Consider the following 15,993-nt stretch of genomic DNA (forward strand, 5'->3'; position numbering starts at 1 on the left):
GCCCTTTCTCGCAAAATGCTGAACCGGCTGCGCTACGCGCCACCGGGATAGTTCGGGCTTTCGCGTGTGATTGTGACATCATGCGCGTGGCTTTCGCGAAGGCCTGCTCCCGAAATGCGCACAAAGGTCGCCCGCTCACGAAACTCCGCCAGATTGGCAGCACCAACATATCCCATGGCGGCCTTCAATCCACCGGTGAGCTGATGAAGAACACCACTGGCAGGCCCCTTGTAAGGCACCTGCCCCTCGATACCCTCAGGAACAAGCTTCAGCGTGTCACGCACCTCGGCCTGGAAATAGCGGTCGGCCGAACCGCGCGCCATCGCTCCGACCGAACCCATGCCGCGATAGGCTTTGAAGGAACGCCCCTGATGCAGGTAGACCTCCCCCGGGCTCTCATCGGTGCCCGCCAGAAGTGAACCGACCATAACCGCCGAGGCACCGGCGGCAAGCGCCTTCGCCAGATCGCCGGAGAATTTGATGCCGCCGTCCGCGATCAGCGAGATACCTTCCCTGTCGGCGACCTCAACCGCGGACATGATGGCCGAGAGCTGCGGCACGCCGACACCGGCGACAATGCGGGTGGTGCAGATGGAGCCCGGCCCGATGCCGATCTTGACGCCATCGGCTCCCGCATCGATCAATGCCTTGGTGCCATCGGCCGTTGCCACATTGCCCGCGATGATGCGCACGGTGTTTGACAGCTTCTTGGCGCGCGCCACGGCGTCGAGCACGCGCTGAGAATGACCATGGGCGGTGTCGATCACCAGAAGGTCCACACCCGCATCGATCAGGCGCTCGGCGCGTTCGAAGCCATCATCGCCAACACTGGTTGCCGCTGCAGCGCGAAGCCGCCCCTGGGCATCTTTCGAGGCATGAGGATTGAGCTGCGACTTCTCGATATCCTTCACCGTGATCAGCCCCACGCAGTTGCCCGCATCATCGACCACCAGAAGCTTTTCAATGCGGTGTTGGTGCAGAAGCCGCTTTGCCTCGTCCTGCGCCACGCCGTCCTTGACCGTCACAAGGTTCTGATGGGTCATCAGTTCGCGCACCGGCTGCTCGGGATCGGAGGCAAAACGCACGTCGCGGTTGGTCAGGATGCCGGCCAGGCGTCCGGTGGTATGCCCACCTGCGCCACCGTTTTCCACCACCGGGATGCCTGAAATGCCGTGCGCCCGCATCAGCGCCTGCGCTTCGGCCAGCGTTGCATCGGGGCCAATGGTGATCGGATTCACCACCATGCCGGACTCAAACTTCTTTACCTGCCGCACCTCTTCGGCCTGCTCGGCCGGGGAGAGATTGCGATGAATGACGCCGATGCCGCCTGCCTGGGCCATGGCAATCGCAAGGCGCGCTTCCGTCACCGTGTCCATTGCCGCCGATAGAATCGGGATGTTGAGATCGATGTCGCCAGCGATACGCGTGCGCACATCCGTCTGACCGGGCATCACCTCGGAATGGCCTGGCTGCAGGAGCACGTCGTCGAATGTAAGCGCCTGGGCGCCGGTTGCTGTCTCGATGATTTTCGCCATGGCCGACCCTTTGGAATAAGAGGACGCGCGACCCCGCCATAAAATGGCACGGCCTCGCTTGTGTGATTCCCTTTCAGGATTGGCGCTGGCTGGTACCACGGAAGCGCCGGCTTGAAAAGGAGGTCTCACTCTATGAGGGCGGAATGTTTCATCCACACAACATGACAGCACCAACACAGCACCGCCTCTGCCACAGGACAAGCGATACGCCCCATGCTATAGCCCGCATGCTGATCCGGCCTGCCTAAAGTTTCCCTCCCAGCCCCACCCGGCAGACCGGCACAGGGACAGAATGCCTTGAACCGCACGCTACCGCTCATACTCGCCGTCGCGCTCTTCATGGAGCAGATGGATTCAACCGTCATCGCCACATCGCTTCCGGCCATCGCTGCCGACATCGGCACCAGTCCTGTGACGTTGAAACTCGCCCTGACAAGCTATCTCGTTTCGCTCGCCATCTTCATCCCGATCAGCGGCTTCATGGCTGACCGTTTTGGGGCAAAGAAGGTCTTCCGCATTGCGATCGCAGTTTTCGTGCTCGGGTCGATCGCCTGCGCTTTTTCCAATTCGCTTGCTGCTTTCGTGCTCTCACGATTTCTGCAGGGCATGGGCGGCGCAATGATGACCCCGGTTGGCCGCCTTGTTCTCGTGCGCGCCGTGCCGCGAGAACAGCTTGTGAAAGCCATGGCCTGGCTAACCGTCCCTGCTCTGATCGGTCCGATCGCCGGCCCGCCGCTCGGCGGCTTCGTCACCACCTATTTTTCCTGGCACTGGATCTTCCTGATCAATGTCCCGATCGGGCTTTTGGGCATTGTCCTTTCTGGCTATGTTCTGCCTGACTTTGCCCGCGAGGAGACCGGGCCTCTGGACCTCTCCGGATTTCTGCTTTGCAGCATCGGCGCATCGGGGCTTGTGTTTGGTCTCTCCGTCATCAGCCTGCCGGCATTGCCCCCCATCGTCGGCGTGGTGACGGTGGTGCTCGGTGTCCTGGCCACGGCTTCCTACATCCGCCATGCACTCCACACCCCTGCCCCCATTCTCAATCTCCGCCTCTTTGCAAATCGCGCGTTCCGCTCGGCAATCCTCGGCGGCTCGCTCTTTCGCATCGGGGTCGGTGCGGTGCCCTTTCTGCTACCGCTCATGTTTCAGGTGGTGTTCGGCCTGACACCCTTTCAATCGGGCCTCCTCACCTTCGCATCGGCGTTTGGCGCAATTGCAATGAAATTTATCGCCACCACCGCGCTGCGGCTCGGCGGCTTTCGGGTCGTTCTGGTCGCCGCCTCCGTGCTTGGCGGGGCGAGCATTGCCGTCAACGCATTGTTCACGCCGACGACACCGCACTGGATCATCATCGTCGTGCTCATCGGTTCGGGTCTGCTGCGCTCTCTATTCTTCACCTCGGCCAATGCACTCGTTTTCGCCGAGCTGGGGGACCGTGAGGCAAGTCAGGCTTCAACCATTTCCGCGGCGGCTCAGCAGGTCAGCATTGCTCTGGGCGTGGCGGTCGGCGGCGGCATTCTCGAGGCGTCCGCCTTCATCACCGGCACAGAGCTGGGCATGGACGCCTTTGTCAGCGCCTTTCTGATCGTGGCCGCGCTTTCCGCCATGGCCGCCATCCCGTTCCTTTCCCTGCCACCAGAAGCAGGGAGCCGTGTTTCAGGTCATACCAAGAGGCGCGGCAGGGTCGAAGAGCCGACTCCGGCCGGCGAATGAAGAGAGGACTTACAGATCCTCTTCGGAACGTTCTTCGGAGCGTCCCTTGAACCCCTTGGCGAGAAGGTAGAGCTCCACCGATTCGGCTCGCGAGGCCTGCGGCTTCACATGGTGGACGGACTTGAAATTGCGCTTCAGTTGATCGAGCAAGCCGGTTTCGGCGCCACCCTGGAAGGTCTTCGCCAGAAAATGCCCGCCCGGTTTCAGGACGGAAAGCGCGAAATCCGCCGCTGTCTCGCACAGATGCATGGTGCGCAAATGGTCGGTCTGGCGGTGTCCTGTGGTCGGCGCAGCCATGTCGGAGATGACGAGGTCCGGCGCCTCGCCGAGCGTCTCGAGAAGGCGCTCTGGTGCATCATCGTCGAGAAAATCCATCTCGAGAACAACAGCGCCGGGCACCGCATCCATGCCCAGATAGTCTATGCCAACGACGAGCGGGTTTTCAGGTGTGGACCCCACCCGCTCGGCCGCAACCTGGCACCAGCCTCCCGGAGCGGCACCCAGATCGATCACCCGCGCGCCGGGAAAGAGCAGCTTGTGGCGGTCGTCGATTTCCGTCAGCTTGTAGGCCGCGCGCGAGCGCATTCCCTCAGCCTGTGCGCGATGCACATAGGGGTCGTTCAGATGCCGCTCGAGCCAGCGGCGGGACGAATTTTTCAGCCCGCGCTTTTTCTTGACCCGTGTTTTGAGCGCACGAGCGCCGCCGCCCGTCTTGGCCGGTTTCCTGCTCATCCGCACAACCTCATTTGCCTCGTCCCGTCTGCCGCCGGCGACGCCACGCGCCATCAGCGGCCATCATTTCGTTCAACATGCCTTCGCGCAGGCCACGGTCCGCCACCCGCAACCGCTCCGAGGGCCAGCGCCGGCGGATCGCCTCGAGGATTGCACAACCGGCAAGCACGAGATCAGCGCGATCCGCACCAATGCAGGGATTGGCCTTGCGCTGTTCGAAATCCCATGAAAGCAGCGTCTCTATCATGCGGTCCACATTGTCCCGCTCCATCCAGAGCCCGTCGACCTGCCGGCGATCGTAGCGTGCCAGGCCCAGGTGAACGCCGGCAAGCGTCGTGACCGTTCCGGAGGTGCCTATCAAATGAAATCGCCCCCCGGCAGCGATCCTGGAAAGACGTCCGCCATCGTCAAAACGGTCAAGCATTTCACTCACCGCGTCCACCATTGCCAGAAAGCTTTCACGCGTCACATGATGACCGCCGAAACGCTCTGCGAGCGAAACCACGCCCACAGGCAGCGAGGTCCACGCAACGATATGATCAGCAAGCCGCGGTGTGCGGTGGCGGGAGATATCCACCAAAGCGATCTCGGACGAACCGCCGCCGATGTCGAATAGAACCACGCCCTCCGTTCCACGTTCCACCAGCGTGCTGCAGCCAGCGACGGCCAGCCGTGCTTCCGTCTGCCGGTCGATGATTTCAAGTGTGAGCCCGGTCTCGTGCTTCACGCGCTCTATGAAGGCTTCGCCGTTTTCGGCCGAGCGGCAGGCTTCCGTCGCGATCAACCGCATACGCCGGGGCTTTCGATGCCCCAGTTTTTCGGCACAAATGCCAAGAGCACTGACGGCTCTGTCCATCGCTGCTTCGCTAAGCCGGCCTTCGCGGCTGAGCCCCTCTCCAAGGCGTACAATCCGCGAGAAAGCGTCCACAACACGAAAATGTCCGGGTCTGGTTGGAACGGCGACCAGCAGTCGGCAATTGTTCGTGCCAAGATCAAGCGCCGCATAAGACGTGCGCTGGCCTTCCTGCTCTGATTCGCGCCGCCTTGCCGGTTGAGAGCGGCTCGACTTTCCCGCTTCAGCTTGAGGTGGCGTCTCTTTGGCGGTTGTCTCAGCCACCGCCTCACGCACGAATGCACGGCGCCGGCGACGCTTTCGGCGCTTTCTTTTCGGGGAATTTTCCTCCGGTCGCGACGTTCCATCCCCATGCGCTTGCCCGTCCCGGACCCGCACATGTTCAGGATCGTCTTTGCGCAAATGCGAGGCATCACCTTTGGAGGCATCACCATTGAATGCCTCTTCTGAGGCATTGTCCGATGCACGATGCGGCGCGGCGCGAGAGCGTGAGGCCCTTTTCCTGCGCGTTTTTTTTCGCTTGGGCAAAACATTCGTTTCGCCCACAAGAGCAGGCTGTCCGGCCGACCGATCGTCGAAGCCGGGGGAGGAGCCCCCATCCGACGCGGCATCCCGGACGACCCTGTCTAACGGGGAGACCCCGCCATGGTCGTGGTTTTCCACCGCTATTCCTTCGCCGCCGCGCAAGCCCTTCAGGGCGCAGCATGCAGCTCATTCCGTTTAGTTGATGCCAGAGTATCAGCCATAGCTGGTTTCACCAAGAGTGGTCTTCGCCGGAAATGCAATCATCTTCGCGCGGTCGAGAAAATTGCCGTTCCTCGAATTGAATCCGTATCCGCCCTTGACTATAAAACTCATATCGCTAAATAGCGTGGCGAAAGCGGCCAGCGCCGCACGCTGGGGAATAGGTTAACGGTAGACCCACGGACTCTGACTCCGTTAGTCCTGGTTCGAATCCAGGTTCCCCAGCCAAATTCTTTCCCAAGCAAATTCAAGCGCCTGCACAAACGCCCGGAATATTGATTCTCTGCACTCTTGTTGCGCTTGCCGCAACGCCGCAGGCATTTGCGCAGCGCGTGGGCCGGTGCTTGCAGGGCCATCCCCCGCGTGGATACGGCCTCACCTGCAGGCGACCAGAACGCGTTCCCACGTCCACTGTCGTCTGCCGCCGCTTCGCGCTATGCCCGCTGACATGTGAAACTTAGCCGGGTTTCCCCGGTAACCATTGGTTAACCATCATCGGCGCATCGTGTGCATCACATGTCTGCCGTGATCGGTAATCGACCGTTCCGACAAGTTCCGCGTTGGCAGCCCGCTTTGCGTTTGCTCACAATGTTCGGAGTTGTGAATGCGTCAGCTCGACGAATTGTATCTCGCGTTCGGCTGCGCGCTGATGGCGATGCTTTGCGGATGCACGAGCACGCCGACAATACAGCCCGCCGGGGAGCTCGCCGTACAGCCGAGCAGTGAAATAACCGGATCGATCACAAGGACGCCCGAGGCGCCGAGCCCGGCGAATGAAGCACCGTCTGTTCAGGACGAGCAGAGCACGGAGCGCCAGTTTTCTCCCAGGCCCCGTGGCGAAAAGAGCCCCTCGGGGCTTGAGGCAATGGTACGCCGTGCGTTGACCTGGCACCCTTCGGTGAAGGAAACGGTCGAGCGCCTGAACCAGCAGAACGAGATTGTGGCACAGGCGCGTGCGGGCTATCTGCCGCGGGTGAACTGGGGCGTGAATTCCTCTTATGGCAGCGACGCGGATGAAAGCGGGTACAAGCCGACGGTCAACCTGTCCGCATCGCAGATGGTTTACGATTTCGGCAAGGTCGACCATAAGATAAAGGTTGAGCGAGCCGGTGTTGAGGGTCGCAGATCTCAAGTGCTGTTGCGGGTGGATGAATTGATCCGCGACGCCGCTCTGGCTGTCACTGAAGTGCAGCGCAACCAGGCGCTGGGCGGGATTGCCCAGGACCAGGTGCGCGACACCCGCGCCATTCTCGACCTCGTGCGCGCCCGCACCGACAAGGGCGCCAGTACGCGTTCCGACCAGCTTCAAGCCGAGGCAAGGGTACAGGCGGCACGCGCAAAGCAACTTGAAATCGAAGCCCAGGCGCGACGCTGGCGGAGCAGGCTCGGCACTTTGACCGGAGCTACCGGGGCCGGAACGGCCATGTCTGGGACGCCTGTGTCTGGGACGGCGCCGAAATGGCTCAGCGAGGCCTGCTCGGTCGATAAGCCGGACTGGTCGCGGATACCCGCGATCATGCAGGCAGACGCCGAACGGACGGCGGCGACAGCGCAAGTCGATCTAAGCAAGGCAGAGGGCCTCCCCACCTTCTCGCTGGAGGCCAGTGTCGGCGCCGATCTCCTGGAACTTGACGATAGCGATCCCGAATACAATATCGGCCTGAATGTAAAGGGCAGCCTTTACAACGGCGGCGAAAACGCTGCCCGCAACCGCGCCGCCAACCTGGCCTTGCGCGCTTCATCGCAGGCGCGCGATCGTGTGCGGGTCGAGGTCGAAGGCAAGCTGCTTGAGGCCAACGGGCAGATCGCCAGCTATCGACAATTGCTCGCATCCATAGCCTCGCGTGAAGCGATGATGAAGCAGACACGCGACCTTTATCGCAAACAGTATCTGGACCTGGGCACGCGAACGCTTCTCGATCTTCTCAACGCCGACCAGGAATTTCACGCCGCCCGTTTTGAAGCTGCAAATATCCGTTACGACTTGCAAAAACTGAACGTGGACTGCGCTTTTCAAACAGGGCTGCTGCGCCACTACCTTAATCTGGAGGGCGAGAGACTGCACGGCGTTCGCCTTTAGGGGCTTTGCAGTTGCATACGCCCCGTGACGCATCTGTCTTTTCTTCCGCGCTCGCCCCCGGCAGAAGCCAGCCCGCGCTTGTTCGAGTGATTCGCGGGGATCTACCACTGCGGGAGCAGTTTTTCGCGACATACCAGCAGAGATCTGGCGATCCTTGCAATGACAAATCAACCTAGAGTTTTGACGCCTTATATATTTCTCTTTTTATATTTATATTTTTAATAACCAAATCAATGAATCGAAAACAATGAATCTCTGAAAAGGTTATAAAGCTAATTTTATTATCTATTTGATGTTGCGTGATTTTCTCCCTTTATCAATATTCTCACGATCATATATATCCCCGTATTTCTTTTTGAAACGGATTTTGTCTACACTAATTTTATTTCAGGTTATTTATTGAATTAGAATTGATTTAGGGCAACATTGTTGACAGAGGTGATCTCGTGGCAGCTGTAATTTCAGTTAAAGGCACCGGAAGCGAGAGAACCGCGGCTCTTGACGCTATAGCTTTGGACGCGCCAAGCGTCGTCACCCTGAAAATCCCCCCCAGCGCGGTAGAAAGCTTCACCCGCGATGGCAATCACCTTCTCTTGAAGCTGCACGACGGGCGCGTGGTTCGAATAGAGAATTTCTATATCGAAAGTGACGGTGCCAAAAGCGACCTGGTTCTTGAGGATCCGAGCGGAGATCTGTGGTTTGGAGATCACACCGCAGGTCTCGCCGATTTTCAGTTCTCCGAAATTGCCTCTGTCGATCACCTTATTGGGGGGGGGCGTGAGTGGATCCTCACTGATGGGTTTGGCAGGCCTGGGCCTTCTCGCCGGCGGGGCAGCCGCACTTTCCGGTGGCGGATCCAACGCTGACGACGGTGATGCTGATGCGGATGCAGATGCGGATGCGGACGCCGACGCGGATGCAGACGCCGATGCGGATGCTGATGCAGATGCCGACGCGGATGCCGACGCAGACGCAGACGCGGATGCAGACGCAGACGCAGATGCCGACGCTGATGCGGACGCAGATGCAGACGCGGACGCAGATGCCGACGCAGATGCCGACGCTGATGCGGACGCAGATGCAGACGCGGACGCAGATGCCGACGCGGATGCGGATGCAGACGCAGATGCCGACGCTGATGCGGACGCAGATGCAGACGCGGACGCAGATGCCGACGCAGATGCCGACGCGGATGCGGACGCAGATGCAGACGCGGACGCAGATGCCGACGCGGATGCGGATGCGGATGCTGATGCAGACGCCGACGCGGATGCAGACGCCGATGCCGACGCTGATGCCGATGCAGATGCGGATGCAGATGCCGACGCGGATGCGGATGCAGACGCCGATGCGGATGCAGACGCAGACGCAGATGCAGATGCCGACGCCGATGCGGACGCCGATGCAGATGCGGACGCCGATGCAGATGCGGACGCTGACGCTGATGCGGATGCAGACGCAGATGCCGACGCTGATGCAGATGCGGACGCTGACGCAGATGCGGACGCCGATGCCGACGCTGACGCAGATGCCGACGCGGATGCAGATGCCGATGCGGATGCAGATGCGGATGCCGACGCGGATGCGGATGCAGACGCCGATGCGGATGCAGACGCAGACGCAGACGCGGATGCAGACGCAGATGCAGATGCAGACGCCGATGCTGACGCTGATGCGGATGCAGACGCAGATGCCGACGCAGACGCAGATGCGGACGCCGACGCTGACGCAGATGCCGACGCGGATGCAGATGCTGACGCTGACGCAGATGCCGACGCGGATGCAGATGCCGACGCGGATGCAGATGCCGACGCGGATGCGGATGCCGACGCGGACGCTGATGCGGATGCAGACGCGGACGCGGATGCCGACGCAGACGCCGATGCAGATGCAGACGCGGATGCAGATGCGGATGCGGACGCAGATGCCGACGCTGATGCGGATGCCGACGCCGATGCAGATGCGGATGCGGACGCCGACGCGGATGCAGACGCCGATGCGGATGCTGATGCAGATGCCGACGCGGATGCCGACGCAGACGCAGACGCGGATGCAGACGCGGATGCTGATGCTGATGCAGACGCTGATGCGGACGCCGACGCAGATGCCGACGCGGATGCGGATGCAGACGCCGACGCGGATGCAGATGCAGATGCAGACGCGGATGCTGACGCAGACGCAGATGCCGACGCGGATGCGGATGCCGACGCAGATGCCGATGCGGATGCCGACGCAGATGCCGACGCGGATGCGGATGCAGACGCCGACGCAGATGCAGATGCCGATGCAGATGCGGATGCCGACGCGGACGCTGATGCGGATGCAGACGCGGACGCGGATGCCGACGCAGACGCCGATGCAGATGCAGATGCAGACGCGGATGCAGACGCGGATGCAGATGCCGACGCAGATGCCGACGCTGATGCTGATGCCGATGCTGATGCAGACGCCGATGCGGACGCCGACGCCGATGCAGACGCGGATGCGGATGCCGACGCTGACGCCGATGCGGATGCAGACGCGGACGCAGATGCCGACGCTGATGCGGATGCAGATGCAGATGCCGACGCTGATGCGGATGCCGACGCTGACGCGGATGCGGATGCAGACGCCGATGCAGATGCGGATGCAGATGCGGATGCCGACGCTGACGCCGATGCGGATGCCGACGCGGACGCCGACGCGGATGCGGACGCCGACGCGGATGCAGACGCGGACGCAGATGCAGATGCCGACGCAGATGCAGACGCGGACGCAGATGCCGACGCTGATGCGGATGCAGATGCAGATGCCGACGCTGATGCGGATGCCGACGCTGACGCGGATGCGGATGCAGACGCCGATGCAGATGCGGATGCAGATGCGGATGCCGACGCTGACGCCGATGCGGATGCCGACGCGGACGCCGACGCGGATGCGGACGCCGACGCGGATGCAGACGCGGACGCAGATGCAGATGCCGACGCAGATGCAGACGCTGATATTCAGGCCTATGATGATTTTGCCAGAGCAGAGGTGAACATCCTCCCGACGTCGTCATCCGTCGACCACGGCAGCGCAAATTATCTGGCACTGGTTTCAATCGGTGTGCTCGACCTGCAGGCAGAGGTTCTGGGAACATCCACCGTCGACTTCAGCGTAGAAGAGAACCACACTCTGGAAGCGGACTTCGATTACAGTGCTCTCGCCTCTCTCGGTGTGCTCAGCGACTATGCACTGGTCATCCAGAAATGGGATGGCACGCAATGGACCGGCATTGACGGCACGGGTGAAGCGACGCTGCTCGAGCTTGGCTTGTTGAGCGGAAACGAGTACCGCGTTGAGCAACTGCTCGAATCCGGCCAGTATCGGGCCTTCATGACCTTCGAAGGTGTCGGGGCGGGTGTGCTCGGCGACCTGCAGGTGTCCGGCACGGACTACGATTACACCGAGATCGGTGGTTACGATCCGGTTCCGGTTTCCGGCAATGTCATCACCGACGTGAATGACGACGGGCAGGTCGATGATGTCACCCCCACGACCGTGATCGCACAGGTGAACGGTGAGGCCGTGGCCGGACCGGAAACGACCATCGTCGGCACCTATGGCACGCTCACCATCGATCCCGACGGCAGCTACACCTATACGCCCAATGCAGCGGGCGATGGTATCGGTCAGGTGGATGCGTTCACTTACACGCTGAACGATCCTGCGACAGGAAATACCTCGACAGCCACGCTCTATGTGCAGATCGACAGTGCCGGGCAAGGCCTGGTGTGGAACGATCTCGATCCGACCCAAGCCGCCACGCTCGACATGACTGCAGTGGACGACGCCGGCACAGCCGGGATCGACACGACCTATGTCGTGACCACGCAGCAGGTCGACAATGCCATCCAGTACACGAACGTATTGGGCGGTGGCGAAGGGAGTTATGATTTCAGCGTTGCGGATCAGGTCGAGAGCGACCTGTCCATTTCAGTCAGTTCTTCCAGTCTACTCAATCTTCTTGAGTCCATCGAGTTCTCGCTGGAACAATTCATTGACGGTGTCTGGGTGGAGATCGCGAACAGCAGCGAGGGCGGGCTGATCGACGTGATCGGTATCGTTGGCGAAACAATCGAAGCGACGATTGATGACCTGCCGACAGGTCAGTATCGCCTAAATGTCTCCAATAGCGGGATCGCCATCGGCGTCACCGTTAGCGCCGACCTGACCTTCGAGAACAGCGATCTGACACAGATCGTTGCCGAAGGGGGCGTATCGACACAGGGCAATGTGCTCGAGGACGACACGCTGGGGTCAACCTATACGGTTCTGAAAGTGGCGCCTGACGGGGTGACCTATGAAGGCCCTGCACAGGCGGGAACGCAGATTGTGGGCTCCTACGGCACACTCACGATCTTCGCCGATGGCGGGTACAGCTACGAGCCGGATCCGGACACGGCCTCGATCGGCCAGTCAGACGTCTTCATCTATCGGTTGGAGCATCCGAACGGCACGACTGCCGAAGCCACGCTCACCATTGATATCGAGCATGGCGCCGGGCCCGGCACGTTTGTCGCAATCGCATCGACCCAGCCGCTGTTTGCCACGGAGGATGTGGTCGGGCTCGAAGGGCTCGACCAACCGAACGAGGAAGAGAGCGGCCCTGGCCAGACCACACTTGCGGACGGCGCAAGAATGCTCGGTCTGCTAGATGAGGAAGGCAGTCCGGAAGTGCCGCTGGACAACATCGAGACGCTTTCGCGGGACACGGAAAGCACTACTGCCAAGGACACGGGCAACGATGGCGGATCCGTCCTCGGCGAAAGCGAGCCTCTCGATCCGTTCGGCCACCTGGTGCAAGAAGACGACCTGGACGACACCGGCTCGGCGGGCGTGTAGCCCCAGACACTTCGTTGCGCGGTCACGAGATCGCGCAACCGAAACATACCGATTGATCAACCGAAGGGGATCGCATGATCGGCCCCGACATGGAGCAGACGGAACTACCTGATCGAGATGGGCCAGATCTCTGGGCCTGGATCGAGGCGCTGGAGCACGTGGCGCGGCATTACAATGTGCCGTTTTCCGCACAGGGTGCCCGGCAACTGGCGCAAGCCCTCGAGACGCCCGACAAAGCAGAAGGCATCGTCAGGGTTTCCCGAAAACTGGGACTGCAGGCAAAGCCGGTGCAGTTTCGCAAGCTCCATACCTGGCGCCTGCCGGTTCTGGTCGAGCTGGAAAGCGGACTTGTCGGCGTTGTGACCGCACTCAGTGCGGACCGTCACGCATCAGTGGTCTTCAGCGGTGATGCCGGCCAGTCCACTCCCATTCCGCTCGACGACCTGTTGGCCAAGACACGGCTGATGGTGCTCGCCCGTCCAGAACGCGCAATCGCCGATGAACGCGTCGACGCCTACATCGCCCCCTATCGCAAACACTGGTTCCGGCGCATTGCTCTGCGTGATCTACGGCCCTACGCCCATGTGATGCTGGCCTCGCTCATGGCCAACCTCCTCGCGCTGGCGGGTATCATCTTCTCAATGCAGGTTTATGACCGGGTGGTGCCGGCAAACTCGATGAACACCCTCTTCGTTCTGTTTTCAGGCGTGTTGCTGGCGGTGCTTTTCGATTTCATCATACGCCGGCTGCGAACGGGCATCCTCGACACGGTGGGCAAACGCGTCGACCTGCGGATGTCTGACGTTCTTTTCGGCCATGCATTGCGGGTGAAGAACAGCGCCCGCCCCACATCCACGGGAACGTTCATTGCGCAATTGCGTGATATGGAGCAGGTCCGCGAATTGCTCACGTCAACAACGGCGTCGGCCGTCACGGACCTTCCGTTCTTCTTTCTCTTCCTTGGCATATTCTGGCTCATTGGCGGACCGCTGGTGATCATTCCAGCAGCAGCCCTCCTGCTGCTGATCGTTCCGGGCCTTATGGCTCAAGGCAAGCTGCGCGCCAGTGCGCGCGAAGCCATGCGGGAGGCCTCACTGCGCAACGCAATGCTGGTCGAGGCGGTGCAGGGCATAGAAGATGTGAAAGCACTGCAGGCCGAGGAGCGCTTCCAGCAGCGCTGGAACCATTTCAACGCCGTGGCAGCCGGCGCCCAATTGCGCCTTCGCTCGATCACCAGCGCACTCACAGGGTGGGGCCATACGGTGCAGACAGGTACGTTCGCCGTCATCGTTTTCTTCGGAGCGCCGATGGTGATGAATGGTGACATGACCACGGGCGCGCTGGTTGCCTGTTCCATTCTGGGCTCGCGGATGATGGCGCCGATGGCGCAGATCACCCAGGTTTTCGGCCGTCTCCAGCAGGCGAAAGTCGGTTTGAAAAGCCTCAACACCATTATGGAAATGCCGGTTGATCATCCCGATGCGGAGGTGCGAGTGCCAGCAGCGGCCCTGCGCGGCTCATACCGCATGCGCATGGCGGTTTTTACCTATGGCGATTTCAGTATGAAGCCAGCGCTGACCGTTAAGGACCTGGACATTGCGGCTGGGGAGAAGATCGCTGTTCTGGGCAAAAATGGCGCCGGAAAGTCGACATTTCTGCAAGCCCTTTCGGGCATGTTGGAACCGCTTTCCGGAGATGTCACGCTCGACAGTCTTGCGCTCGGCCAGATCGATCCGGCAGATGTCAGGCGTGATGTCGGGCTGCTCACACAGAACGCGCGGCTCTTCCATGGCACGATCCGGGACAATGTCACGCTTGGCGCGCCGCACGCTTCCCACGAGGCGCTTTTTGAGGCCCTTGCCATGGTGGGTGCTGACGAATTCATACGCCGCCTGCCGAAAGGTCTAGATCACCCCATCCAGGAGGGAGGACTGGGACTTTCAGGCGGTCAGCGCCAATCCCTGTTGCTGGCCCGCCTGTTGATCAGACAACCGACGATCGTCCTTCTCGACGAACCCACGGCTGCCATGGATGAGGCCACCGAGCGCCAGTTCATAACACGCTTCCACGATTGGGCGACGGACAGAACCGTGGTGATTGCGACGCACCGTATGCGCATCCTCGAACTGGTCGAGCGGATCGTGGTTTTCGACAACGGTCACGTGGCGCTGGACGACAGCAAGGATGCGGCCCTGAAGGTACTGCAGGGCGTCAAAAAGGTCGTGCCGGCCAACCGATCCGGGAATCGTCAAGTCGCGAGCGAGGGGAGCTGATCATGGCGCTGCTCCGCAAAGACGAAGTGACCGGCTGGGAATATGGCGATCACGACGATGTGCGGCTGTCACGGTCCACGCGCATCGTTCGGGTTCTTTGCCTTCTGCTGGCGGCAGCACTTGTGTGGTCTTATTTTGCGATGCTGGACGAGGTGTCATCGGGCAGCGGGCGCGTCATCCCGACCAAGCGTGAACAGGCGATTGAATCTTTCGAAGGGGGCATTCTCGCCGCGCTTCACGTTCGTGAAGATCAGGTGGTGAATCCGGGCCAGTTACTGGCCCAGCTCGATCCTACGAAAAAAGAGTCCGACGTTGAGGAAAGCGCGGCCAAGTACCGGGCCGCTCAGGCTGCTTCCGCAAGGCTGCAGGCGGAGGTCAACCAGACACCGCTCCAGTTTCCTGACGAACTTCGCAACTATCCCGAATTGATCAGATCGGAACGAGAGCTCTACGAGGCGCGGCGGCGCTCACTGCGCGAATCGTTGCGCTGGATCGAAGAATCGCTCGTTCTCGTCACCAAGGAGCTGGAAATCAACAAATCCCTGTCTGCCATCGGCGCAGCAAGCAATGTCGAAATCATCCGCCTCCAGCGTCAGGCCGCCGAGCTGGAACTCAAAAAGGCCGAAGTCCAATCCGAGTATCTCGTTCGCGCCCGTGAGGAGTTGACCAAGGCCAACGCCGAGATGAGCGCCCTTTCTCCGGTTGTTCGCGGACGCTCCGACAGTCTCGCGCGGCTGACCCACCGCTCGCCTGTGCGTGGCATCGTCAAGAACATCGAGGTTTCCACCATCGGCGGCGTTGTCCCCCCCAATGGCAAGCTGATGGACATCATTCCTCTCGATGATCAATTGCTCATCGAAACACGCATCTCGCCACGCGACATAGCTTTCATTCATCCGGGCCAGAGAGCGAGCGTCAAGATCAGCGCCTATGACTACGCGATCTACGGAGACATTGACGGAGAGGTAACGACGATCTCACCGGACACGATTCAGGACGAGGTGGAAAAGGACAAATACTACTACCGCGTCTTTATCGAGACCCAGGACGACGCGCTCGTCAACAAAGCTGGCAAGCGCTTTCCCATCGTGCCCGGCATGGTCGCCACCGTCGACATTCACACCGGAAGCAAAACCGTTCTGGACTACCTCATCAAACCTTTCAACCGTGCGCGCGAAGCACTGCGCGAACGTTAGG

Annotated in this window: 11 protein-coding genes and 1 tRNA gene; 9 read left to right on the forward strand and 3 right to left on the reverse strand. The window is 60.9% G+C overall.

The window, feature by feature from the left end:
- Window positions 1-32: 32 nt before the first annotated feature.
- A complete protein-coding gene (gene guaB, locus P2W41_RS14345) occupies window positions 33-1,535 on the reverse strand; it encodes an IMP dehydrogenase (protein ID WP_292899553.1) in 1,503 nt (500 codons plus the stop codon).
- Between the two features lie 297 nt (window positions 1,536-1,832).
- Here guaB and P2W41_RS14350 point away from each other — a divergent pair, with 297 nt between their 5' ends.
- Window positions 1,833-3,248: a DHA2 family efflux MFS transporter permease subunit gene (locus P2W41_RS14350; RefSeq protein ID WP_404933514.1), complete on the forward strand. Its 1,416-nt coding sequence runs from the start codon at window positions 1,833-1,835 to the stop codon at window positions 3,246-3,248.
- 9 nt (window positions 3,249-3,257) lie between these two features.
- On the opposite strand, the gene P2W41_RS14355 is transcribed toward P2W41_RS14350, so the two are convergent.
- Both P2W41_RS14355 and P2W41_RS14360 read right to left on the reverse strand, forming a co-directional pair.
- Window positions 3,258-3,980 (reverse strand): RlmE family RNA methyltransferase, encoded by a 723-nt coding sequence (locus P2W41_RS14355; protein ID WP_292899549.1) that lies wholly within the window; start codon window positions 3,978-3,980, stop codon window positions 3,258-3,260.
- A gap of 10 nt (window positions 3,981-3,990) precedes the next feature.
- Window positions 3,991-5,496, reverse strand: a complete 1,506-nt coding sequence (locus tag P2W41_RS14360) for a Ppx/GppA phosphatase family protein (RefSeq protein ID WP_404933515.1) — start codon at window positions 5,494-5,496, stop codon at window positions 3,991-3,993.
- On the opposite strand from P2W41_RS14360, the gene P2W41_RS14365 reads away from it, so the two are divergent.
- The 8 genes from P2W41_RS14365 (at window position 5,479) to P2W41_RS14400 (ending at window position 15,992) form a co-directional block, all read left to right on the forward strand.
- On the forward strand, window positions 5,479-5,703 hold the full coding sequence (locus P2W41_RS14365; protein ID WP_292899547.1) for a hypothetical protein: 225 nt from the start codon (window positions 5,479-5,481) through the stop codon (window positions 5,701-5,703). The two genes, P2W41_RS14360 and P2W41_RS14365, sit on opposite strands and share 18 nt — an antisense overlap.
- 28 nt (window positions 5,704-5,731) lie before the next feature.
- A tRNA-Gln gene (locus tag P2W41_RS14370) sits at window positions 5,732-5,805 on the forward strand.
- A 376-nt stretch (window positions 5,806-6,181) separates the two neighbouring features.
- Window positions 6,182-7,657, forward strand: a complete 1,476-nt coding sequence (locus tag P2W41_RS14375; protein WP_404933516.1) for a TolC family protein — start codon at window positions 6,182-6,184, stop codon at window positions 7,655-7,657.
- A gap of 446 nt (window positions 7,658-8,103) precedes the next feature.
- A complete protein-coding gene (locus P2W41_RS14380; RefSeq protein ID WP_404933517.1) occupies window positions 8,104-8,523 on the forward strand; it encodes a BapA/Bap/LapF family prefix-like domain-containing protein in 420 nt (139 codons plus the stop codon).
- Window positions 8,505-10,676, forward strand: coding sequence for a hypothetical protein (locus P2W41_RS14385; RefSeq protein ID WP_404933518.1), 2,172 nt, complete (start codon window positions 8,505-8,507; stop codon window positions 10,674-10,676). Before P2W41_RS14380 ends, P2W41_RS14385 begins: the two co-directional genes overlap by 19 nt.
- Window positions 10,673-12,523: a BapA/Bap/LapF family large adhesin gene (locus P2W41_RS14390; RefSeq protein ID WP_404933519.1), complete on the forward strand. Its 1,851-nt coding sequence runs from the start codon at window positions 10,673-10,675 to the stop codon at window positions 12,521-12,523. The genes P2W41_RS14385 and P2W41_RS14390 overlap by 4 nt, the downstream gene beginning before the upstream one ends.
- 74 nt (window positions 12,524-12,597) lie before the next feature.
- Window positions 12,598-14,796: a type I secretion system permease/ATPase gene (locus P2W41_RS14395; protein ID WP_404933520.1), complete on the forward strand. Its 2,199-nt coding sequence runs from the start codon at window positions 12,598-12,600 to the stop codon at window positions 14,794-14,796.
- A gap of 2 nt (window positions 14,797-14,798) precedes the next feature.
- Window positions 14,799-15,992 (forward strand): HlyD family type I secretion periplasmic adaptor subunit, encoded by a 1,194-nt coding sequence (locus P2W41_RS14400; protein WP_292899540.1) that lies wholly within the window; start codon window positions 14,799-14,801, stop codon window positions 15,990-15,992.
- Window position 15,993 lies beyond the last annotated feature (1 nt).

This window comes from Nitratireductor sp. L15S-10 (assembly GCF_045011005.1).
Classification (GTDB): domain Bacteria; phylum Pseudomonadota; class Alphaproteobacteria; order Rhizobiales; family Rhizobiaceae; genus Nitratireductor.